22 protein-coding genes and 1 pseudogene are annotated in these 22,673 nt (G+C 62.0%); 5 read left to right on the top strand and 18 right to left on the bottom strand.

Going from position 1 to position 22,673, the window contains the following annotated elements:
- Positions 1-312 precede the first annotated feature (312 nt).
- The 8 genes from T31B1_RS18945 to T31B1_RS18910 all read right to left on the bottom strand — a co-directional run bounded on the left by T31B1_RS18945 (position 313) and on the right by T31B1_RS18910 (position 11,249).
- A complete protein-coding gene (locus tag T31B1_RS18945) occupies positions 313-2,259 on the bottom strand; it encodes a c-type cytochrome (RefSeq protein ID WP_209064285.1) in 1,947 nt (648 codons plus the stop codon).
- Between the two features lie 17 nt (positions 2,260-2,276).
- Positions 2,277-3,587: a molybdopterin-dependent oxidoreductase gene (locus T31B1_RS18940; protein ID WP_209064283.1), complete on the bottom strand. Its 1,311-nt coding sequence runs from the start codon at positions 3,585-3,587 to the stop codon at positions 2,277-2,279.
- A 155-nt stretch (positions 3,588-3,742) separates the two neighbouring features.
- Positions 3,743-4,096 carry a DUF202 domain-containing protein gene (locus T31B1_RS18935; RefSeq protein ID WP_209064282.1) on the bottom strand — a complete coding sequence of 118 codons (354 nt, stop codon included), beginning with the start codon at positions 4,094-4,096 and terminating at the stop codon, positions 3,743-3,745.
- The gene (locus T31B1_RS18930; RefSeq protein ID WP_209064280.1) at positions 4,093-4,470 is read right to left on the bottom strand and encodes a YidH family protein; all 378 of its coding nucleotides are present in this window, start codon (positions 4,468-4,470) and stop codon (positions 4,093-4,095) included. The genes T31B1_RS18935 and T31B1_RS18930 overlap by 4 nt, the downstream gene beginning before the upstream one ends.
- Entirely contained in the window at positions 4,467-5,432 is a 966-nt protein-coding gene (locus T31B1_RS18925; protein WP_209064278.1) for a molecular chaperone TorD family protein, read from the bottom strand. Before T31B1_RS18925 ends, T31B1_RS18930 begins: the two co-directional genes overlap by 4 nt.
- Entirely contained in the window at positions 5,429-8,341 is a 2,913-nt protein-coding gene (locus tag T31B1_RS18920; protein WP_209064276.1) for a molybdopterin-dependent oxidoreductase, read from the bottom strand. The genes T31B1_RS18925 and T31B1_RS18920 overlap by 4 nt, the downstream gene beginning before the upstream one ends.
- 18 nt (positions 8,342-8,359) lie before the next feature.
- Complete coding sequence (locus T31B1_RS18915) at positions 8,360-9,913, bottom strand: 4Fe-4S dicluster domain-containing protein (RefSeq protein WP_209064274.1); 1,554 nt, start codon at positions 9,911-9,913, stop codon at positions 8,360-8,362.
- Positions 9,914-10,097: 184 nt separating this feature from the next.
- Positions 10,098-11,249 carry a TDT family transporter gene (locus T31B1_RS18910; RefSeq protein WP_353162712.1) on the bottom strand — a complete coding sequence of 384 codons (1,152 nt, stop codon included), beginning with the start codon at positions 11,247-11,249 and terminating at the stop codon, positions 10,098-10,100.
- A gap of 115 nt (positions 11,250-11,364) precedes the next feature.
- Here T31B1_RS18910 and T31B1_RS18905 point away from each other — a divergent pair, with 115 nt between their 5' ends.
- Complete coding sequence (locus tag T31B1_RS18905; RefSeq protein ID WP_209064270.1) at positions 11,365-12,264, top strand: LysR family transcriptional regulator; 900 nt, start codon at positions 11,365-11,367, stop codon at positions 12,262-12,264.
- A gap of 379 nt (positions 12,265-12,643) precedes the next feature.
- On the opposite strand, the pseudogene T31B1_RS18900 reads toward T31B1_RS18905, so the two are convergent.
- The 3 genes and pseudogenes from T31B1_RS18900 to T31B1_RS18890 form a co-directional block, all read right to left on the bottom strand.
- A pseudogene (locus tag T31B1_RS18900) lies at positions 12,644-13,173 on the bottom strand (tyrosine-type recombinase/integrase); the annotation flags it as partial.
- 120 nt (positions 13,174-13,293) lie between these two features.
- Positions 13,294-14,283 carry a bile acid:sodium symporter family protein gene (locus tag T31B1_RS18895; protein ID WP_209064269.1) on the bottom strand — a complete coding sequence of 330 codons (990 nt, stop codon included), beginning with the start codon at positions 14,281-14,283 and terminating at the stop codon, positions 13,294-13,296.
- Between the two features lie 3 nt (positions 14,284-14,286).
- Complete coding sequence (locus tag T31B1_RS18890) at positions 14,287-14,964, bottom strand: FadR/GntR family transcriptional regulator (protein WP_209064267.1); 678 nt, start codon at positions 14,962-14,964, stop codon at positions 14,287-14,289.
- Positions 14,965-15,122: 158 nt separating this feature from the next.
- Here T31B1_RS18890 and T31B1_RS18885 point away from each other — a divergent pair, with 158 nt between their 5' ends.
- From T31B1_RS18885 to T31B1_RS18875, 3 genes are all read left to right on the top strand, one after another.
- On the top strand, positions 15,123-16,871 hold the full coding sequence (locus tag T31B1_RS18885) for a chloride channel protein (protein WP_353251096.1): 1,749 nt from the start codon (positions 15,123-15,125) through the stop codon (positions 16,869-16,871).
- A 195-nt stretch (positions 16,872-17,066) separates the two neighbouring features.
- The gene (rnk, locus tag T31B1_RS18880; RefSeq protein WP_353251095.1) at positions 17,067-17,465 is read left to right on the top strand and encodes a nucleoside diphosphate kinase regulator; all 399 of its coding nucleotides are present in this window, start codon (positions 17,067-17,069) and stop codon (positions 17,463-17,465) included.
- Between the two features lie 26 nt (positions 17,466-17,491).
- Positions 17,492-17,710, top strand: coding sequence for an acetyltransferase (locus T31B1_RS18875; protein ID WP_353251094.1), 219 nt, complete (start codon positions 17,492-17,494; stop codon positions 17,708-17,710).
- Between the two features lies 1 nt (position 17,711).
- Here the strand turns inward: T31B1_RS18875 and sugE are convergent, their stop codons facing one another.
- From sugE to T31B1_RS18845, 6 genes are all read right to left on the bottom strand, one after another.
- Positions 17,712-18,032 carry a quaternary ammonium compound efflux SMR transporter SugE gene (gene sugE, locus T31B1_RS18870; protein ID WP_209064257.1) on the bottom strand — a complete coding sequence of 107 codons (321 nt, stop codon included), beginning with the start codon at positions 18,030-18,032 and terminating at the stop codon, positions 17,712-17,714.
- A 200-nt stretch (positions 18,033-18,232) separates the two neighbouring features.
- Positions 18,233-18,772, bottom strand: a complete 540-nt coding sequence (locus T31B1_RS18865; protein ID WP_353218978.1) for a DUF488 domain-containing protein — start codon at positions 18,770-18,772, stop codon at positions 18,233-18,235.
- 9 nt (positions 18,773-18,781) lie between these two features.
- On the bottom strand, positions 18,782-18,994 hold the full coding sequence (locus tag T31B1_RS18860; protein ID WP_353251093.1) for a hypervirulence associated TUDOR domain-containing protein: 213 nt from the start codon (positions 18,992-18,994) through the stop codon (positions 18,782-18,784).
- The gene (locus T31B1_RS18855; RefSeq protein ID WP_353251092.1) at positions 18,991-19,965 is read right to left on the bottom strand and encodes an NAD(P)H-dependent flavin oxidoreductase; all 975 of its coding nucleotides are present in this window, start codon (positions 19,963-19,965) and stop codon (positions 18,991-18,993) included. The genes T31B1_RS18860 and T31B1_RS18855 overlap by 4 nt, the downstream gene beginning before the upstream one ends.
- Positions 19,966-20,283: a carboxymuconolactone decarboxylase family protein gene (locus T31B1_RS18850; protein WP_353251091.1), complete on the bottom strand. Its 318-nt coding sequence runs from the start codon at positions 20,281-20,283 to the stop codon at positions 19,966-19,968.
- A 41-nt stretch (positions 20,284-20,324) separates the two neighbouring features.
- Positions 20,325-20,756, bottom strand: a complete 432-nt coding sequence (locus T31B1_RS18845) for an RrF2 family transcriptional regulator (RefSeq protein WP_353251090.1) — start codon at positions 20,754-20,756, stop codon at positions 20,325-20,327.
- 78 nt (positions 20,757-20,834) lie between these two features.
- Here T31B1_RS18845 and hmpA point away from each other — a divergent pair, with 78 nt between their 5' ends.
- Positions 20,835-22,061 carry an NO-inducible flavohemoprotein gene (gene hmpA, locus T31B1_RS18840; protein ID WP_353251089.1) on the top strand — a complete coding sequence of 409 codons (1,227 nt, stop codon included), beginning with the start codon at positions 20,835-20,837 and terminating at the stop codon, positions 22,059-22,061.
- Positions 22,062-22,366: 305 nt separating this feature from the next.
- Here hmpA and T31B1_RS18835 read toward each other — a convergent pair whose 3' ends face one another.
- Positions 22,367-22,603 carry a hypothetical protein gene (locus tag T31B1_RS18835; RefSeq protein WP_353251088.1) on the bottom strand — a complete coding sequence of 79 codons (237 nt, stop codon included), beginning with the start codon at positions 22,601-22,603 and terminating at the stop codon, positions 22,367-22,369.
- Positions 22,604-22,673: the final 70 nt, after the last annotated feature.

Raw genomic sequence — 22,673 nt, 5'->3', positions numbered from 1 at the left:
CGCTGGTGAGAGTTTAGGAGTAGTGCTAAGAGCGGCCAGCGGTAGGTCGCAGTCTGCTAACGACAGGAATCGACCCAAAGCGGACATTTACTATCGACTACCAGGGTCAATAAGCGCACTTGACCTTCTTTGTAAAAACGCTGCTCTATATCTTCAATTTTCTATATCGACGATCGTGAATAGGATGCTACCACCACCGAGCACTTCAAAGTTTTCCACTAAGCTACCGTCGAGGCCGGTACTTCAAGAACATACCGGCATTTCCTTCGCACGCGCTATACAGACTCAATTAACTAATATCGGTTGGCCGTTTCATGAATTGCCAGCAACCGCGAGCCAAAATGGAAACTCGCCGTCGGTCCCGATATCCCTCACGACACTGTGTTTCGCAAGATCAATGACCGCTACCTTGTTTTCGCCGGTAACGCCGACATAAAGCCAACGTCCGTCGGCGCTCGCGCGCACGCCATGTGGGCCTTGACCGACGTCGATAGTTGCAACCTTTTCGTAAGTCTGGGCATTGATAAGAACGACGCTACGGCCGCCGATAGCATCGGTGGCCACTAGACGACCACCGGGCACGACATCGATACCGCCGTGGCTTGGGCCGATATCGATCCGTGCCAGCACTTCGGCACTAGCGATGTTGACTACCGCCACATGCCCGATGAAGTCGCGTACCCAAAGGCGCTTGCCGTCGGCCGACAAATCAAGATTATGCGGCTGAGCCATGCCGGCGACCGGTATCTCACCGGTCTTTTGCAGGCTCTCCATGTCGATCGTGGCAATCGCGCCGCCACCTTGTAACGTGACGTATGCCGTCGAGCCATCGGCGGAGAATTTTGCATTGTGTGGTGTTTTTCCGACCTTGATCTTTTTGATCAACTTTCCGGCTTTGAGATCAAATACCGCAGCGATCCCGGCGCCTGGAACGATAGCGAGGCCACGCGTTCCGTCAGGCGAAATTTTAACGCCCTGAGTCGGCTGACCAAGGTCGAAAGTCACTCGCTTACGGCCAGTCGCAGTATCCAGAAGATAAACCGCACCGGTATCTATATTGCCGACCAGCAACTCGCGGCCATTCGGGCCAATGGCATCGTAATGTGCGCTGCCTATATCCGACCATCGCCTGTCTGTCCCCAAACCCTGGACCGCGCTGCTGTTTTGCAACGTCGCGTACACCGGCTCGGGCACGGCCGTGGTAAGCGAGACTTGCGCCTGTGAAGGCTTGCTTGGCGCCTGCTTGTGAGACGTTGTCGATTCAGCGCTACCGGCGCCATCCAACCCAAGCTCGCTGCGCGCGTTGTGTACATCCTTTCCAGAGAGCTTTGTCTTGCGTGCCGTGGCGATCTCGGCGGCGTCATAAGCCTTGAATCCGGACGGCAGTGACTCGTTATTGTCCCAGGCCGTCAACACATAGTTAAGCACCTTCGCGATGTCGGCATCGTCGAGCGCAGCACCCCAAGCCGGCATCTGTCCGTTGTAGGTCTTGCCCTCGATCGTGATCCGCCCGTTCAGCCCGAACAGCAGCACATGGGCCAGGTAGTCGCGTCCGCCGTCGGCCGCCAGCAGCGCGGGCGTGTGTCCGGCCTGGGGCGGAAAGGCACCCGGAATACCGGCGCCGTTGGCCTGGTGGCAGGCCGCGCAGTTCTGCGCGTAGATCTTGGCGCCCTGCGAGTCGCTGTCAGCCGGGGCCACGGCCGCATCTGCCGCATTTGTCTTCGATTTGTCGGCGCCATTGGGCTTGGAGTCGCCGGCCGAATCACCACCTTGCGTGTCGTCGCTATAGGTGTTGTTGCCGATCGTCTCCGGCGTGTAGTGCGCCTGCAGATAATCGATGATCTCGGGCCCCGCCTCGCTCGGGATATATTGCTTGGCGCCGAAGGTGTTGAGCATTTTGTGCACCGTTTCGGCCCATTTTTCACTCGGTAACGGCGGCTGCATGCTGATATAGGTGGTGTTGTGGCACACCGAGCAGTAGGCCTGGACCTTCTGCTTGCCTGCCCCGTCGGCGAGCGCCGGCACATAGGTTGGCCAGGCGCCGTTGATGCCGTAGCTGGAGCCGGTATCGAAGCCTTGCGGCTGCGGCTGGTCGACCTCGCCAAGACGGCCGGTCTCGTACTGGCCCTCGCTGACATAGTCCGGCGCGTTGAGATTGGCACCGGCTTCATCGGATTCGTAGGCCCAGGCGGCCGAGGCAAGCCCGACCAGCGCTACAGCCAGTCCCAGGCCCGCGAAGAAATCGCGTTTTGTCATCATGATGTTTCTCCCCTTGTTTAAACGGCCGGTCCGACGGTCAGCGTCTGGGTTTCGATCTTGTTCCAGAGATAACCGCCGGGATTCCACAACCCGTGATCCGGCTGCACATGGCCGGCGGCGTCGGTCGCGCGCACGGCGAGCTCGTATTCGCCGGGCTTGTCGGGCGTGAATACGGCATGCCACTCGCGGAAGCTGTAGGGGCCGTGGTCCGTGCCGAGTGTGGCGGCCTGCCAGTGCTTGCCGCCGTCGGTGGAAAACTCCACTTGGGTGACCGGCCCGGTGCCGGAAAACGCCACGCCGCGTGCGGTCACTGGCAGGCCGGCCACGGCCTTGGTGGCGCCGTCGGGTGTGGCGATAAACGAACGCACCGGCAGCTCAGCCACGCCGATCGGCACCATGTTGACCTCGCCCTTGGCCACCGCCTCCGGCGTGGTCGCGCCATCTTCGGTATCCGGAATCTTGTAGGCCTTGGCCATCCAGAAATTGGTGTCCTCGTGGTCGAGCACACGGATCCAGGTCACGTGCTTGACCCAGTAGGTGGCGAACTTGCCGGGAAACACCATGCGCACCGGAAAGCCGTTGAGCATGGGCAGCGGCGCGTCGTTCATGGCATAGGCCACGATCGCCTTGTCCAACACCGGATCATCGATATTCCAGGACTTCAAAAAGGCATGCGAGCCGTAGCCGGCCGGGCCCTTGCCGAAATCCAGCCCCTGGAACTGGATCTGTACTGCTTTGTCGGTGATGCCGGCGGCGTCCAACAGATCGCGCAGACGCACACCGGTCCATTTGGCGTTGGCCATGGCGCCGTTGCCCCATTGGCCACCGCCCACGCGCGGCGTGAAATAGCTGCGACTGTTGCCCGAGCACTGCAGCACGGCCGCCACGTCGTGCGGCTCGTATTGGCCGAGCAGATCCGCGAGCGACAGCGACATGGACTTGTCGACCTGGCCGGAAATCTCCAGCCGCCATTTGGCGAGATCCACATGATTGGGTTCGCCCGGCAGGTGATAACGCACGAACATAGCGTCGTTGGGCGTAAACGCCCGGTCGAAATAGGCACGCGGGGTCTCGATCTGCACCGGCCGGTCGGTCAGCCGCAGCAGCGGGCGCTTCTGCGGATAAGCCACGTAGGGGCCGATCGAATTCCAGTGCGGGTTCGCCTGCGGGCCGATATAGGCCGGCATGGCTTCGCCGGTCTGGCTCGACACGGCCGCCGAAGCGCGACCCGGTCCCAGCCCGATGGCTGCAGCGCCGAGCACGCCCCAACCCGCGCCACGCAATAGCGCACGGCGCTGCAAGTCGGTTGTATTGTGATCGTCTTTCATGATTTTCCTCCCTTTTATATTGCTCGTAGCCTTGCCGGCTTCTGTTTGCGCCGACGGCACATCCGCGTCCCAATGAAGCCGCCTACGTTCCACGCCGGTTCGCTGCGTTACCAGCGTCGATGTCCGGTTCTTGTCATCGCCAATCCATATTCTCACTAACACAAAAGCGCGATCAGGCTGGCACCCACGAGGAGTACGGCGCCCGCAGCGAGCAGGGCCACTTCGACCGACGCCGCCAAGGCGCTAGGCAACGGCCGCGCACCGAGCGCGCGTTTTCGGCACCAGCCGATCGCCAGTGTCAGCAGGGCGAGCACCAGCGCGATCGCGCCGGCGATCAATTGCAGCGTGCTGGGATGCGTTGTGTCCTGGCGCAGCATCAGCAGGCCACCATTCGCCAGGACAGCCAGCCCCGTGCGCACCCAAGACAGGTCGGTCCGTTCGGCTTGCAGACCGGCCCGGTCGGCGATGGACGAACCCTCCGAACCCCCGGCGTGCTGCGGCGCGCTCATTGTTTCGTGGCCACCACGGCAATCATGAGCCCGAGTACGATCAGCCCGACCAGAATCACGGCCCCAGCCAGCAGCCAGGGCATCAGGGTCGAAGGCAGCGGTGCATCCCGGCGCATGGCATTCTGGGCCGCCCGCCAGCGCAGTGCGCTGCCAGCGATCACGCCCACGCTGATGATGCCGAGCAAACCGCCGAGGGCCTCGCGCGTCCAGTCGAACGCGAAGCTGGGCACCAGATGCACCACCGCGACCGCGCCGGCCAGCAGCGCCAGCGCAGTGCGAATCCAGGCCAGAAAGGTGCGCTCGTTGGCCAGGGTGAAGCGGTAATCCGGCTCGTGTTCTTGCGTATCCCGCTTTCCGGACTCGGATTCACTCATGACATCAATTCCTCATGGCCGGGCGTTGACGCTTCATTGGAGGCGTTTCCGTGCCCGCGCGTGTTTCGGTGCGCGGCGCGCGGGCCGAGACGACGATCGCCGGCCGCGGACAGGCGCTCTTCCGCGGCAAAGGCCCGTTCGACCCAGAAACGCGCCGTCTCGCCCAAGGTTTCGACGTCGACGGCCCGCGCGTCGGCCTGACGCGCCGCTTCGCCAGCCAGCCAGGCTTCAGTGGCCGGCGTATCGGCGCGGAACAGGGTCTCGAGCAAAAACGCCCGCCCGCCGACCGGCAAGGCGATGCCAAGCTCGGCACCGGCCGTGGCCAGATCCGCGCGGGTGAGTACGACGCCGGTGGTCACGGGCACGAGCAGCGCACGCGCGACATCGGCGTGGGTGGCGTCGTCTGCGGGCGGTTGCCATCCGGGCGCCGCCCGCAGGTGCAGCGCCAGCGCCGTAGGTGCAGGCAGATTCACGGCCTCGGCGCCCAGAGCGGCCTGGAACAGCCCGGCCCAGCCATCGTAGGGCGCCGGCGCGCTGCGGATCAGTGCATCGGCGAATACGCCGGCCCAGGGGGCGATGTGTTCCCAAAATAGGGCCACTCGGGCATGCGCGGCTTGGGCATCGTCGGCGGCCAGTGCCACGAGATCGGCATAGTCGGCCAGCACGTCGGCGATGGCATCCGAGGCATCGGCGTCGACCTCGGCTCCGAGCAGGCGCCGGAAATCGGCCACACGGGCAGCGGCCTCGCCGCCGATCTGGCCGGTCTCGCCGACATAGACCGACACATAAGGCGCGCACTGGGTGACAAACGCCTCGGCGTGGGCCGCCTGCAGGGCCTCGAGCGCCTCGGGTGCGGCCAGGCCGAGTGCGTCGAACAGCCCGATATGTTCGCGGGTCGGCGTATCCATCGCACGGGCCAGCAGCCGCCAGAGATCGGCCGAGGGCGCACTCAAGGGATTCATGCCGACCCCTCGGGCAGCTTGTAGGCATCCCCGCGAGGCTTCATCGGGCGCAGCATCCAGCGCGGGCGACGGTTGCCGTCCGGCGATACCGTGACCACCGGCCGCGTACGCCCCATCCACTCGTAGAAGACATCGGTGGATTTCGACCGATCGACATGGACCTGGCCGGGCTGGTCGCCGCTTTCTGCCTTCGTCACGCGCACGCCCTGGTGCCAGCAGTGCTGGCCGGAGATCGGATCCGGATGCACGCCGAAGGTCAGGTTCTGGTGTACGCCCACGGCCGTCCACCAGACCCGGGCGGCATCCTGGCCTTCCTGCGGCGCCATGGGCGAGTGATCGGCCACGGGTGTGAGCGTCCAATCGTCGCCGGCGCGGGCGATATCGGTTTCCATGGTGCGCTGTTCACGATTGCCGCCGGGCGTGAACTGCCAGCGCCCCATGTGATGACTACAGGCGATCACGCCGGGGCGGATACCGGGCGTGATCCACGCCTGGCCGACGAAATAGCCCAAATCGGCGTGCACCCGGATGAGATCCCCGTCGGCCACGTCCAAGCGCTTGCCGTCGTCCGGGTTCATCCAGACGGGATTGTTGTGGGCCAGCTCGTCCAGCCACTTCGAGTTCGCCCCGCGGGTATGGATCTGGGTGGGCAGGCGGAACGTCGGCACCAGCGGCATCTGGTCGGACGCCAGGTTGTCGGCGTGGATATGACTCTTGATATAGGCGGGCAGCGCATATTCCGGCCAGCCCCAGGCGGCCAGTGTGGCCGAATAGAACTCCAGCCGCCCGCTCGGCGTGGGGAAACCGCGCCGTACCGCGCCGTCGATCTCTACGCCGACCGGCAAACGCCCTTTGGCGTCGGCTTCCGGCGTCGGGCCGTCGCCATAATCGACCGCCGCCGTGGTAAAGACGCGCCCGCGTCCATCGGTGTATGCCTCGCCCAGCGCGTCGCCTACGATTTCGTCTTCATAGTGCTGATCCGGGCCCAGGCCGACCTGGAAATTGCCATAGCGACGCATATAGGCCAACGGCGACAGCCCCTCGGCCTCGGCGGCCTCGGGCAGGCCCGGCACCGAGTTTTCGAAGATCCAGGCGTAGTATTCGTCCTGGGTCATCGGCCGGTCGGGGTCGGTCTTGGAGACGACGTGCTGGCGGATGCCCAGGCTACCGTCGTGGTCGATTCGCCAGGTGAGATCGAACCAGAATTCGTTTTCTTCCCAGACTTCGCCGGGATTGGTCTCGCGCGTGTCGGTGATGGTCTCGCCAAGCCGCACGCGGGCCGCTCTCGCCACCGGCTGGCGGAACGAGATCCAGCGGCCGTCGTGGGTTTCCATCGACACCAGATCATGGCGCTCGGAGGCATGACCCATCGGCAACACCAGATCGGCGAAGTGGGCGGTCTCGTTCCAGGTGGGGGTGAGGGCGGCGTGCAGGCCCACCTTGGACTCGTCCGACAGCGCCTCGACCCAGTCAAAGCCGCCCGGGTTGGTCCAGACCGGGTTATAAACGCGGGTGAAATAAGTATCGAGCTTGCCGCGGCCCTGTTTCAGGAAATGCGGCAACAGGAACGACATCTCGTTGACCGATAACGGGAAATCGCCCGGGAAGATGAGATCGTTCCACCAGTCCGGATGTTCGGTGTCCATCGGGTTTTTGGGCACGAACTTGTTCCAGGCGTTCGGCGCCATGCCGCCCTCGGTGGCCACCGCACCCATCAGCGCATTGAGCAGGAACAAGGTGCGTGGCACCTGCCAGCCGCCGAGATTGCCGGCCGCAGCCGAACGCCAGTTCTGGGTACAGAGCTTGGTGCCGGCGCCGGCCACCGTCTCGGCCACCGCCACCAACTGGCGGACATCGATACGTGCCTCGGCGGCGGCATACTCGAAGGTGTATTCGGCGTAGGTTTCCGCCAGCCGCGCCTCGAACGCTTCAAAGGTGTCGGGATCATCGGGATATCGCGCCGCCATGAACTCGCGCCAGTTCCACCAGCGGGCGACGAAATCCCGGTTGTAGGTTCGGGTTTCGATCAGATGCCGGGCGATCGACAGGAAGATCGCGGCCTCGCTGCCCGGATACGGCGAGACCCAGTGATCGGCATGCGTGGTCGAATTGGACATCCGCACATCGACCACGATGAGCCGCGCGCCGCGCTTCTTGGCCTCGATGATGCGCTGGGCATGCGGGTTGAAATAATGGCCGGATTCCAGATGCGCGCTGGTCAGAAGGATGACTTCGGCATTGGCGAAGTCGTTGGACGGCCGATCAAACCCCATCCAGTACTGATGCCCCGTGCGCCCGGCCGCCGAGCAGATATTGGTATGGGTGTTGATGCTATCCATGCCCCAGGCCTGGAAAATGGACTCGGTGAATCCATCCTCGCCCTCGCGGCCGACGTGATACATCACCTCCTGCTTGCGATCCTCGACGATCGCCGCACGGATGCGCGTAGCCAGCTGGTCGAGTGCCTCGTCCCAGGATATGCGCTTCCAGCGCCCTTCCCCGCGCTCGCCCACGCGCTGCATGGGGTAGAGGATGCGGTCCGGGTCGGTGATCTGGTTGAGCGTGGCTGGCCCCTTGGCACAGTTGCGCCCACGAGAGGCAGCATGTTCGGGGTTGCCCTCGAACTTGCGGACTTCCATCGTCTCTCGATCCACGTAGGCCAGCAGGCCACACGAGGACTGGCAGTTGAAGCAGGTGGTCGGCACGAGCATATAGTGCTTCTCGCGGCGCTTGCCTGTGCCCTTGACGGGCTCGAGCGCGATCCAGTCGTCCCAGTGTTCCTTGGGCGGGAAACCGGCCAGGTTGATCCGGCTCGGTCCCTGATAGAACGTCTCGCCGCGGGCCTCCGTATCAGCCCGAAAGGCCGCAATACGCTTGTTGAGCGTCTTGATGAGATGGCTTGGTTTCATCGTCTTTACTCCGAACAATCAGGCCAGCGGCACGGCCTGGCCGCCCTGGACGAAAGCATGCTCATAGGCCAGCGGACCGAGGAATGCGAAGGCACAGACCCAGACGCCCAGCCAAGGCGCGGCCAGGCCGATCACCGACAGCGCCACGCCGGCAGCGAAAAACCGTGAAAAGCGCCCGCGCGTCATCTCGTAGTGGGCCACTCGAGCATGTTCGCTGGGCGATGGCGAGGCGAAATCGCTGGCCACGAACGCGAGATGCAGCAGTGTGGCGCCGGCTGTCCACCAGCAGGCAAAATCCACGGCCGCCTCATTGGCGAAGATCATGGCAAACGGCACCGCGATCGCCGAGCCGGCGGCCATCGCCTGGGTGAGCAGGTGCGGGGCCAGCATCGGGTTCTGCCATAGATCGCGGGCCTTGGCTTGGCCGAACAGCCAGGCGGTATAGATCGAGCTGGCCACGGCCAACGGCGCGCCGATGAGGCCGAGCCAAGCAGTTACGGTATTGAAACCCAAGATGCTCAGCACGAAATGGACAGCCAGCAGCGTGCTGTAGGCCACGAGAATCACCCCGCCCTTCACCAGCCAGCTGTTCCATTGCGGGCGCCAGAAGATCAGCCAGAACCGGAACGGATGGGACAGATCGGCCACAAGCAGCAGACAGGTCACGGCCACGAAGAAGCCGCCGCCAATGGGTGCGACCCAGCGCCAGAGCGGGTTACTCGGCTCGATCAGCCCGGTCGCTACCAGCATCAGTGCCAGCAGATAAATTCCGCTGCCGACGTTCTTGGTCCAGGTATAAGCCGAGACGCGCCAGTCCCAGGGTCGCTTGTGCGGCTGGTCGTAGGATAGCTTGGCCGCGGCCGAGGAATTGCCACCGAGGGGGTTACCCGCGGGCACCGTGCCGTCGTTAAACGCACCCGAATTCTGCGGCGCCTGCGCCCAGGCATAGTTCGGCCCATCGGGACGAGCCGCGGCGAGTGGGTCGAGGGTGGCCTGATGCGCGCCCTTGTAGAACATCTTGGGCTGGGTGCCTTTTTCCGGCTTACGTACGGATACCGGATCCCGGTTGACCATCTGGGCGACGCGGGATTCCGGGTCGTTCAAGTCCCCGACCATGATCGACTGGGTCGGGCAGACCGACACACAGGCCGGCTCCAGCCCGGAGTCGATCCGGTGCGAGCAGAAGTTGCACTTCTCGGCCGAGTTGTCTTCCGGGTTGATGAAGATCGCGTCATACGGACAGGCCGCGATACAGGCCTTGCAGCCGATGCAGATGTCCTTGTTGAAATCCACGATGCCGTCGGGGCGAGTGTGCATGGCGCCGGTCGGACAGGCATCCGTGCAGGGCGAATCCACACACTGGTTGCAACGCGTGACCTGGAAGGCCCGGCGCGCATCGGGATGCTCGCCGACGTCGACCGACTTCACATAGGTCCGCGAGACACCCAGCGGCACCTCGTTCTCGGCCTTGCAGGCCGTGGTGCAGGCATGACAGCCGATACAGGTGGTTTGGTCGAGCACCTTGGCCCAGCGGGGCATGGGACGTTCGGTATCGGAATTTTCGTTCAGCATAGGCTTTCTCGACGATCAGATCGCGCAGGCGATGCCTGATTGTTCTTGTATTGAGAGAGCGGAAAAGAGCGGGCCGCGGGCGCCGCGCCGTGCCGGCACCCGGGAAACGCCGGCCGAAAACTGAAGTCATAGCCGCGCTCATGCGCCGCCGTGTACGGCACAGCACGTGCGTGGCGCACAGGCATCACCGCGCGGCCTCAGGCGCGTCCGGATCGTGCAGCCCGGTTTCGTTTGACAGGCACGGCGCCTGGAAGAGATAGCCGTGATAGATGCCGGGCACGGTGCGGGCGGTCACCAGCAGCCAGAAACCGGCGAGCAGGATCACGAACAGCCCGCCCAACACCTCGTAGAACGCAATGCCGGTCAGCTCGGCGAGCTTGAGCGTGGCGACCGAATACACGCCCAGCGGAAAGGTGAACCCCCACCAGCCCATGTTGAACGGCAGTCCCATGGGCAGCTGCACGAGCGTGGTGAGCATGGCCACGACCAGCCACCACAGCCCGTAGCCCCAGAGAATGACGCCGCCGATGATGCCGAAACCGTAGGCGGCATCGGCAATGGCGGGTTGCGAGAGCACTTCGGGCGCGGCGCTGCCGAGTGTGAGCAGACCGAGGGTGCCGGTGCCCAGTGGCCCGAGCGACAGCCAGCTCGAGACGGCCATGTCCTTGCCCGGCAGCTTGTGCAGGACCATGCGCAGAAACAGGATGACCAGAATACCCATCGCCGGAAGGACCGACGTCGCCCACAGCGCATAGCTGAAAAAGATCATGGCGCGCGCTTCATCCGTGGCGCCGAGATGCGGCGCCACCAGCCCGCCCGAGCCGGCCGTGACCTCCGCGGCCACAATGGGCAGCAGCCACACCGCCGTCATATTCTCGAGCGCGTGTTCCTGGCGCGTGAACATCAAAAGCGGCACGAACCAGGCACAGGCCAGCGCCATGAAGGCGTCGAGCCACCACAGATCAGCCGCGATACGCACCGCCGTATCGCCCCAGTGATTGATGCCGAATACTAGAAACCCGTTGACCAGCGTAATCAGACCCATCGGGATGGCGCCGAAGAACATGCAGGCCACGCCGTGGTTAAGAATACGAACCGCGCTATCGAAAAAGAAAATCCACCGCGCGGCGTAAAGCAGCGTGCACAGCACGAACAGGCCGATATTGAAAAACCACAGGCCCTCGGCGAGCGCCGCGAGCCCCGGTATCGCCCACGGAAACGCGGCCAGCGCCAAAGCGAGAATCCCGGTGCCCATCGTGGCGGTGAACCAGTTCGGCGTGAAATGACGGATCAGTTCACGCGGGTGGCTGAGGTGCGTCAGAGGCGCGGTCGACATGGTGAAAACAGACCGTGTGATTCGGTCGATCGTTAGATTTCTAGGCTCTACCTTGATCCGGCGCCCAATGCATTACAATCAAACCTTGCTTGTATGACACTTAGGAATGACTTAAGTGAAGTTCACCCTCCGACAGCTCCACGTCTTCGCCGTCATGATGGAAACTGGCCAGGTCAGGCGTACGGCCGAGCGGGTGCATCTCAGTGAAGCCGCGGTCAGCCAGACGCTACGCGAGCTCGCCGACGGACTGAACACTCCCCTGTTCGAGCGTCGCGGCCGCTGGCTCGAACCCACGGCCGACGCGCGTCGGCTACGCGGCTTCATCGAAAACCCGTTGGCACAGCTCGACGCGCTGCCCGATCGCTTGCAGGTGCGATCGGACGATCTGGTGGGCAAGGTACGCGTTGCCGCCTCAACCACGCTCGCCCGCTATCTGCTGCCATCGATTCTGGCTGATCTGCGCGCCGCGCATCCGCGCCTCGGGGTGCATATGCGCTCGGGCAACAGCGTGGAGGCCGAGCGCCGGGTGGCCGCCGGCGAAGCCGACGTCGGCTTCATCGAAGGCCCGCCGACACGCGACGATATCGATGCCGAACACTGGCAGACCGACCACGTCCAGATCATTGCCCCGGCGAACTGGAATCTCGACAGCGTCTCACTCGCCGAACTCACACAGCGGCCGTGGATCGGCCGTGAGCGCGGCTCGGGCACGCGTGCGGTCTTCGAGCACGGCATAGCCATGGCAGGCCACGCCCCGCCGCACCCCGAATTCGTCATGGACGAGCCCGAAGGCCTGCTGCGCGCCGTGGCCGCGGGCGCAGGCCTGGCCTATGTAACCTCGCTCGCAACACAGCCCGCCATCACACGCGGCGATATCCAGGCGGTGCCGCTGAGCACGCTGGAACTAACGCGTCCGCTATGGCGTATCCACAGCAACGAGCGCAGCCGCTCGCATTTCATCGACGCGTTCGAACAGACACTTGACGCTCAAGCACTTCAAGCCAGGCCAACGTAGACGACAAAAAACATCTCGCTTCAAGTGCTTAGTCGGCGATCCTGCTTACCACCTTCAATTCGATATTTAAGAACCAAAGCCAAACTAGACTGGAAGTGGACAAAATGGTTCGAGCAGCCCTAGCTGGCACGGTCCCGTTAAATTGAATAATGCAAGCGCAAACCGTCGCTCTCCCTAGATACAAAAGAGTAACCGATAAGTCCGCTTTTGGCCGGTAGGCGTACGCGCCGAACGAGCCTAGAGCTAACTCGTTCGGCAGCGATGCCCTTTATACTTCTGTCTGCTCCGACATCTCGAGCGCATCATCGACCTCGATGCCCAGATAGCGCACCGTACTTTCCAGCTTCGTATGTCCCAGCAAGAGCTGCACGGCGCGTAAATTGCGCGTTCGACTATATATCAGCGTCGCTTTCGTGCGACGCATCGAGTGCGTGCCGTACTCGAGAGGATCAAGGCCGATGCTCTCAACCCACGATTTAACGACTCGGGCGTATTGCCGCGTGGATAGATGTGGAGAACCCGACGCCGGCTCGGAAACAAATAATCATTGGGTCGCAGCGCGACGGCGCTTATCCATGCTTCGATTGAGGTACGCGTTTGCTCTGTCAATTCGAACTGTACAGGTCGGCCCGTTTTCTGCTGAACAATCGCGGCGCGGGACAGTACGCGGCCACCGTGCGCGACGTCTTGAACCTTCAGCCTAACCAGATCACACCCGCGTAGCTTGCTGTCGATCGCGAGGTTGAACAGTGCGAGATCCCGCGTCTGGGTCGCAAGCTGTAGCCGTACCCGAATGCCCCAGATCTCCTTGAGCTTTAGCGGTGGCTTTGGACCAACTAGGCGGCCTTTGTTCCACGGAATGATGGACCCTTTAGAAGAAGTGCCTTTCCATTGGTCGATATACTCCATGACGATTCCTTTTTGATGACCGGAACCGTCAATATCCGACCGATTACCCGTGATCAGGTAGCGACCCAAAGCGGACATACCTCTTGGATAAGTTCTTCACACAAGCGTACCGTACGAGACTTATGTGTCCGGCTCCTTCACCGTCTGGCGTCGCAAGCGTTTCGCATAAGCTTTGGCCAGTAACGCACCGACCACGATCTGAATCTGGTTGTAGACCATGATGGGCAGCACGATCATACCGAGCGCTGGATTGCTGGCAAACAGAACATTCGCCATGGGTAGACCCGACGCCAGGCTCTTCTTCGAGCCGCAAAATACTGCTGCGGTCTCGTCCGCGAGGTTGAAGCCAAGTCTCCGTGACAAGCCCATTGCGATACCGATCATGGCCGCGAGTAAAACTGCACACAGACCAATTGCGAGTGCAATCGCACCCAGCGGCAGGTCGTGCCACAGTCCGCTGGCCACCGACTTCGAAAACGCGGCGTAGACGATCATCAGGATCACTGCTTGATCGTAGCGTGACGAAAGTGCCTCATGCCGGTCCATAAAGTCGGCGACCCAAGGCCTGATGGCCTGGCCCGCGGCAAAGGGCAGGAGAAGCTGCACAACGATATCCCGCAAGGCATCACCCACGGCGAATGCATCACCGCCGGCAGTCTGCGCAAGAAGTATTAACAGAAACGGCGTCATCATCATGCCGAAGACGTTCGAGGCCGCTGCACTGCAGACCGCCGCGGGCACATTACCGCCGGCCATTGCCGTAAATGCTATCGACGAAGAAACCGCCGACGGCAAGGCGCCAAGGTAGAGAAAGCCGAGTGCCAGTTCGGGTGGTATCCAAACTGGTGCCAGCCCCGATATGGGCAGTACGACGAGCGGAAAGCAGACGAAGGTAATCGCGAATATGAACAGGTGCAGCCGCCAGTGCGCGGCGCCGGTCAGCACCGACGCGCGCGACAGCGCTGCACCGTGAATAAAGAACAGCAGCGCGACGGCGACCTGCCCGGCCACACCCATCATGTCCGCGGCGTCGCCGCGTGCGGGCACAAAAGCGGCGAGCACGATCGCGCCGAGCAACAGCATGGTGAACCCATCGATAAAGCGACGCATGGTTTAACGCTCGGATGTCAGAGCCGTCAGCGACGGCGTTAAGAGGTGTCGGGCCGCAGACTCGGCTGCTTCTGCATCGCCTGCTTCGATCGCCTGCAGTAACGCTTCGTGATCGGCCTGGGTCGGCTCTGGCAGATCGAGATCGATCTCCGTGCGTTCGATCGTGTTCCGAATCGCGCGCGAGAAGTAGGCGTAAAGATCGGAGAGCGCACTGTTACGCGCACTGGCAACTACGGCGTGATGAAATCGCTCGTCGTAATCGATGCGCTGAGACAGATCCATGCCGGCGTCGCGGCGGGCATCGAGCGTGCAGCGCATCTCCCGCAGGTCGGAATCATTGCGTCGCGCGGCCGCCAAGCGTGCGGCCTCGACCTCCAGGGTCAGCCTCACTTCGATGCGATCACGCAGCGCGGCTCGATCAATCCGGCGCAAGGTTTCGCCCGGGTCGCATTGCGCGCGCACGTAGGTGCCATCGCCTTGGCGGACCTGAAGCAGGCCGACATGCGCCAGCACGCGTACGGCCTCTCGGACCGTATTCCGACTCACACCCAACTGCTCGGACAAGGCCGACTCCGTCGGAATGCGTTCGTCGACGGGCCACCGCTTCGTTTCGATCGCTTCTCGAAGACTGTCTATCACCAACTCCACGAGCGAGCCGCGCGACAGTTGGGCCAACTTCATGATCTCTCCTATATGACCTATTAACCAATCATCCTACCTTTAATAAGAAACGCAACGCTACGGTCCGTCGATTAATACCTGCAATCAACATCAGTCTCCGGCAGAATTTGCGATCCGTTCAACCTCTGCTTACGCTCGCCGTGAACAATCAATCTTTCATGAGCCGCCACGAACGTTTGCGCGCGGTACATATGTCGGTGCTTGCGTGCGTGGCCGGCTTGCTGGCGGGGCTGGTCGCGTACGCCTTGTTCAACCTCATCGCGCTCGCGCTCAACGTCACGTTCATGCAAGCCGTTTCGTTTGAACTGCCGAGCGTCGCGGACCATAACCTTGGCGCGTGGATCGTCATCGTGCCCGCCATCGGTGGATTGCTTGTCGGGCTGATGGCCCGCTATGGCTCGCCCAAGATCAAGGGCCACGGCATCCCCGAAGCCATGGAAGCCGTGCTGACCAGCGACAGCCGTATCTCTCTGCGGGTAGCGATCTTCAAACCAATATCTACGGTCGTCGCGATCGGTAGCGGCGGCCCCTTTGGCGCCGAAGGGCCGATCATCCAGACCGGGGGCGCGCTGGGCTCTCTGCTCGGACAAGTGGTTTCTACAACAGCAGCGGAGCGCAAGGTGCTGTTGGCCTGCGGTGCGGCCGGCGGGATGGCCGCGATCTTCGGCACACCGCTTGCGGGCGTGATCCTCGCAATAGAACTGTTGCTGTTCGAATTCCGTCCGCGCTCGTTCATACCGCTGGTTATCGCTACGGCAGTGGCGACCGCGTTGCGCCATGCTCTCATCGGCGACGGCCCGCTGTTCGCGATGGATGCCGTAAGCTTCGGCTTGCCGTTCAACGCCCCGGCATATGTCCTGTTCGCGATCCTAATCGGTTTCGTTGCCGTGGGTTTCAGCAAGCTGCTGTTCGTGGTCGAAGACGCGTTCGAGGCGCTGCCGATCGGCGATATCTGGCGCCCGGCCCTGGGCGGTCTGGGCCTCGGCATGATCGGGCTGTTCGCACCCGAGGTGCTGGGCGTGGGCTACGACCTGATCACGGGCGTGCTCAACAATGAGTTCGCGGTCGCCGCACTGCTGTCGATCGCCGTATTCAAGACCGCAGCGTTGCTCGTATCGTTGGGTTCGGGCACGTCAGGCGGGCTGCTGGCGCCCATGTTCATGACCGGCGCGGCGCTGGGCGCGCTGTTCGCCATCGTGGGTAACGCGCTATTGCCGGGCGCCCCGCTCGAGCCGGCGGCGTTTGCGTTGGTTGGCATGGCGGCGTTGTTCGCCGCTGCTTCCCGCGCCACGTTCGCGCTTATCGTTTTCGCCTTCGAGATCACCCGCAACTACGACGCGATACTGCCCCTGATGCTGGTCTGCGTGATCGCAACCGGAATAAGCATTCTCTACATGCGCACCACGATCATGACCGAGAAACTGGCACGCCGCGGCCTGCGTGTGAACCAGGAATTCGAGGTCGATCCGCTCGAGCGCGCCGATATCGCTTCGGTAATGCAGACTCATTTCGAGCCGATTGACGCGAGCGCGTCCCTGGCGTCGGTCGCGACCCGCCTGGGCCTCGAAGCCGAAGCGCAAAGCCATAGCGATGCACTGGTCGTTGTCGACGCCGACAACACCCTGATCGGCATCCTCACGCGCAGCGACGTACTCCACGCACAGTCGGAATCAGCGACCGACCGGTTGACCGCACATACGATCTGCACAACCGACGTCGTTCGTGCGTACCCCGACGAAACGGTGCGTGAAGCCGTGCGCCGAATGCTCTATCACGATATTGGCCGTCTGCCGATCGTCAGCCGCGAGGACGATCGCAAACTCGTGGGCTATATCGATCGCGCCGCCGTGATCGCCGCGCATCGGCGCGGGATGCATGAAGACGGCTTCGTCTTGCCCGGTAGCTAACCTAGCGGAAGGTTGTCGCTCGGCAAGCCTGCTCATGGCAGCCCCAGCGGTCGAAACCCGACGGATCGGAACCAATCGGCGCCCGCGATACTGCCTGTCGATGCCTTGTTCCGGCACCGCCTGTACTATGCTTTAATAACGGGTTGACCCACTCATAAAGTCGCGCTGATAGCGCGACAAGCTTCGGATAGTCTCATGGATCAGCCACCGATCATCGTTACCGAAACCGATTACGAACGTATCGACGCTTTGCTCGAAAAAACCGGCGACAGCGTGCCCGGCATACCCGAGTTGCGGGCTGAACTCGGCCGCGCCCATGTCGTAGGCTCCGACGAAATCTCGGCCGATGTGGTGACGATGAATTCCACTATCGCGTTCGAAAACGTCGATAGCGGTAAACGTTTCGAGCTTGCGCTCGTCTATCCGAAGGATATGGACGGCAGCCCCGGAAAGGTGTCGATACTCGCGCCAGTGGGTAGCGCCCTGCTCGGTCTTGCGGTCGACCAGATGATCCAGTGGCAGGTGCCGGGCGGCGACACGCTCAAGCTGCGTGTGCTCGAGGTGCGCGATCAACCCGAAGCCCGCCGCCGGTAGGTGCGACTCGCGCCAAGGAATTAACCATGAGCCCGGATGAACTGACAATCGCCGCGGGCGTGCGCGATGCCTGTATCGAAGCGGCACTGGCCGGCTACGAGGACGCGTCGATCTCCGGGCTATGCGGCGAAGGCGCGCTGGAAGTTGCTATCAGCGCGATACGAAGGCTGAATTTAACCGAAACGCTGGAATCACTCGCCGAATCCGATGAGAAGACGGAGCAGCCATCCGCGTCTCAGCGATAGATCATCCTTCGGACGCGAGTTTCATCAGAACAAGACCAGCCACGATCAGGATCAGCGCCAGAATGCGTAGTGTGCTTGCCGATTCTCCGAGCACCAACACGCCCACGAAGAACGCGCCCACCGCGCCGATCCCGGTCCATATCGTATAGGCCGTGCCAAGCGGCAGCGTGCGCATCGCAATCGCCAGCAGACCAAAACTGGCCACCATCGCAACGAGTGTTACGACCGACGGGGTGAGTCGGGAAAAGCCGGCCGATTGCTTCATTGAGAACGCCCAGACGATCTCCAACAGGCCGGCAGCGAACAATATGATCCAGGGCACGCGTCTCTCCTGCGGTGCCGGGTCGTCCCGGTCGTTTCCGGGCCATAGCTGGGAGAGGTCGTGGCCTCGACGACACAGGGTAGGCAGGCGTTCGACCAGACGCAACGCTTGGTACGCCTGCCGGGCGATCAAATTGTGCGTGCTCGGCGTCCCGCGTATGGGTATCGCCGTGCTAGCGCATAAGCGAGGCGGCCCGGCACTCACTCGGCCGCGGGGTAGATCAACATGCCATTGTCGCCGGTACGTGCGGCCGAGGTCATCTCGGCGGGCTGGATACGATCCTTGTTCATCAGATGACAGACGCGCTCGCCGCGATGGAGCAAGTGATCAGCAATGATGCGTCGATGACAGCGCCACCATACGGCTTCGGCACACATGAGCGCACAGACATGGCATTGGCCCAGTTCGATCAATGATTCGATCGCTTGTTGATAGCGCGTACTCAGCGCGTAATCCGCGTAGTTATGAAAGCTGCGGTTGCGCCAAAAGCCGTTGATCTCGTCGGCGACCGTCTTCGAACGTTTGCGCAGCCCGGCCAGTGCCTCGCTATGGTCATAGCCGATACCCGAGGCCGCGAGTCTCATCGCGAAGACATCGTGATTGAACTGCGGATTGGTGCGCGAACGCGGCATGGCTCGCACGTCAACAACATGATCGACCCCGCCCACGCCCAACAGATCGATCAACTCTTCCTGCGTACGCGTCGAATGGCCGACGGTATAGAAGACAGAACTCGACACGGCGCTGTTTTACTCGATCCGCGTTAACGCGGATTCCTTATGAGCCGCGATATGGTCGGTCTTGTCGCTTTCGATCTCATACTGCGGTTCGTCGACGGACGCACGCCGCATATGGCCCTTGTATTCGAAATCGCGCGTATGGACCTTGGTGATACGCCCGCTGACCTGACCGGCCTCGGAATTCCAGGCGACATGATCGCCAACCTTGAATTTCTGGCTCATCGCACGCTCCCAATTTTCGCGTCGGATGTAGAAGGAATGCCCATCAGCCGGTACGCCTCGCTTGCGAGCCGCGCGACGATCGCTTCCGCCGGCTCGATGGTATCGATCAAATCCACAGCCTCGCCGGCAAACACAACCGTGGTATCGGTATCGTTCGCGGCTTCGGCTTCGCGGTAGCGTATCTGCTGATGGGCCAGATCGGCAGACAAGGCATCTTCACGCCCATGCCACTGCTCCGAGAAGCGGTTGAGCGGCACGCGACCGGTGATATGCACCGGCCAAGGATAGCCGCGCACAATATCGAACACGCGCGTTCTTACTGTTGCATCGCCTCGACTTTCGACGATAAAGCGTTTCGCGTTGGCATGGCCCAGCGCCTCTTCGCTGGCAAAAAACCGCGTGCCAATCAGCGCACCCGAAGCCCCGAGCATGCATACGGCAGCCAGTCCACGCCCGTCGGCGATACCGCCGGCAGCGACGACCGGCGTTGGCGCCACGGCGTCCACGACAGCCGGAACCAAGGTCAATGTGGACCGTGTCCCACCGTGCCCGCCCGCTTCCGTACCCTGGGCCACGATCAGATCCGCGCCGGCAGCCGCGGCATCACGCGCCTGCGCCAACGTCTGGACCTGACAGATGATCTTCGCGCCAGCTTCGCGCACCGCGGGTAGAAACGGCGTGCAGTCGCCGAACGAGAACATCACCGCCTCGGGCTCGTAGGCGAGCGCCAGATCAAGCAGTGACGGATTGCGCGCTAGAGCCCAGGTTATAAATCCGACACCGATCCTCGCTTCGCCTGCTTTCTGGAATTCGCGATCCAACCAGTCCGCATCGCCGTAACCCGCGCCGATCAAGCCTAGACCGCCCGCCTTGCTCACGACCGCCGCTAACGCGCCGCCCGAGACGTTGCCCATGGGCGCCAGCAGGATCGGATGTTCGATACCCAATAATTCTTTCAAGGCGTTGTACATCTAAGCGCCACCTGGGGCGCTGTCGTAGGCATCCAGCGCGAGATGTGAATGCGCGACAGCGCCCCCGGCCCGCATTTCTGCGGCCACCCAGATCGCTTCCATGACCTGTCCCTGGGTCGCGCCGGCCCGCTTGGCCGCCGGTGCATGCGCCTCGATACAGTGTGGACACTGCGTAACGTGTGCCACAGCGACGGCAATCAGCTGCTTGGTCTTGGCATCGAGTTCGCCCTCGGCAAAGACCGCCTTGCTAAACGTTCGCCACGCCTGCTCGGCACCCGGTGTCAGTTCCTTGCGCTTTCGTCCCGGTGTTTGGCTCATTATTGGCTCCTGCTTGGTGTGAATGGAAACCGCCGTGGCGCTCACGCGCCGCCGAGCAACATCCGTAATTCGTCCTCGTTGGTTACGAGACCATCCAGCGAATACTCATCGAGCACCTCAAGAAATGCGGTCTGCGCGCGGCCCAGAATATTCTTCAACCGGCATGCGGGATCGATCGGACAGGTCGAGTTCGGGCCAAAGCATTCGAGCAGCCTGAGATTTTCCGTACGACGAACCACCGCACCGATATTGATCTGGCTCGCCGGTTTTGCGAGCGACAGCCCACCACCGCGGCCTCGCTGGCTGTTGATATAGCCATATAGCACAAGGGTCTGAGCCACCTTCGCCATATGGTTCGCAGAAATACGATAGCGATCGGCCGCCGCCTGAACCGTCGCCGGCATGCCCTCTTTTCGAACCGCCAGATAGATCAGCAGCCTCAGGGAATAGTCCGTATGTGTGGTCAGTTGCATGACGGCTTGACTTTCTTAATTCGGTAACTAACATACCAATTATTAATTGGCATGTCACTTACCTATTTGGAGACAACGGTGCTTACGGATCAACAAAAATCGATCGTCAAACAGACGGTACCGGTATTGCAGGCGCACGGCGAAACGCTGACACGGCATTTCTACGAACGGATGTTTCGCGTCAATCCGGAGGTACGTGACTATTTCAACCCGGCGCACCAGCACTCGGGCAGCCAGCAGCGCGCTCTGGCCGGCGCGATCCTGGCGTATGCGCAGCATATCGATAACCCGGCCGTGCTCGGCGACGCCGTCGAACTGATCGCACAGAAGCACGCATCGCTGAGCATCCAGCCCGAGCATTACCCGATCGTCGGCGACAACCTTCTCGCTTCAATTCGCGAAGTGCTCGGCGAAGCCGCGACCGACGACATCATCGACGCATGGGCAGCGGCTTACGCCGTACTGGCGGACATATTTATCGCCCGCGAGAAACAGATCTACAGCACCCAGGACACGGTATACGGCTGGCACGGCTTCAAGTCGTTCATCGTTGATCGGCGCGAGAAAAGCAGCGACAACATCACGTCGTTCTATCTCAAGCCCCTGGACGGCCAACCGTTGGCTGCCCATGCGCCGGGGCAGTACATTACTATTCGTGCGACTCTTTCGAATGGCCAGGCGATCATGCGCAATTACAGCCTGTCGAATCCGCCTGGCAGCGATTACTACCGAATCAGCGTCAAGCGCGAACCCGCGGCCGCAGCGCAGGCACCGAACGGCATCTTCTCGAATTATCTGCACGATCGCATTCGTGCCGGTGATCGCGTAGAACTCAGCCCGCCCTGTGGCGAGTTCACGCTCGAAATGCCTGATAACGATCATAAGGCGCTGGTGTTCATCGCCGGCGGCGTGGGGGTAACGCCCATCATCTCGATGCTGCACGCTGCCGTTGAAAACTCGAACAACACGCGTCCGATCATTTTTATTCAAGGTGCGCTCAACGGCGCCGTCCAAGCTTTTTCGGACGAATTGAAGGCGCTGAAGACCAAGCACCCGAACCTCAGCGTTCATGTGCGCTACGACGCGCCTCGCGAGGCCGATCGCGCCGCCGGGCTGCACGACAGTGAGGGCCTGATCGACGCAACGCTACTCGACGAGATGGTCGGTGAACAGCTAGCGGCCTATTACTTTTGCGGCCCGACACCAATGCTCGAGCATGTCCATGCACTGCTGCGCGAACGCGGCGTGCCTGAACAGGATGTGCATTACGAGTTCTTCGGCCCTGGCGGGAAACTCGCCGCCTGATAAGAACATGCCTGTAGTTGTCGATTGGTTCTGCGACTACAGGCTTTGCCCGCTTTCGAAGCTGGGGCAACCCCCGCGGCACCTCGACCATGCGCGGCTATCAAGCAACGCACCCATCTAGAGTTTCCAGCGTCATAGGAAACTACCCGAATTGATTATCACGGCGGCCGCTTCTGGCCGCTAACTGCCTTTCGACATTTACGCCCCTGAGCGTGCTCGTTTGCATCATAACGCCGAGTATCCCGCAGCCTGACTTTACTGGCCAAGTTGTCACTCACGCCTTTGGTTGGCCCCATCGTGCTGGCTCAAACCTCGTAGATTCGCTGAACCCACGAAGGTAGATCCGAGCCGACTGCATCGACAGCACCGTCGCGAAGCGTGAGAACCCAACGCTGTGGTTGGAATGTTTTGGAGCTGTCGTAGATCAAAGCCACGTCGCACAGGCGTGCGGCGTCAGCGATATAACGCTGATTTCGCTCGTAGCGTTGTCGAATCTTCTCTTCGGGCACGTCGTGACCGCCCAATGCGACACGAATACGCACGCGCTCAACGCAAATATCTGCGGTCTCGACATTCACGTGGTGGGGTAAACCCAACAGTCGTGTCACCGGC

It is taken from the genome of Salinisphaera sp. T31B1, from assembly GCF_040361275.1.
GTDB lineage: Bacteria > Pseudomonadota > Gammaproteobacteria > Nevskiales > Salinisphaeraceae > Salinisphaera.
The sequence above is the reverse complement of the archived record's forward strand: the minus strand, read 5'-3'. Positions and strand labels throughout refer to the sequence as shown.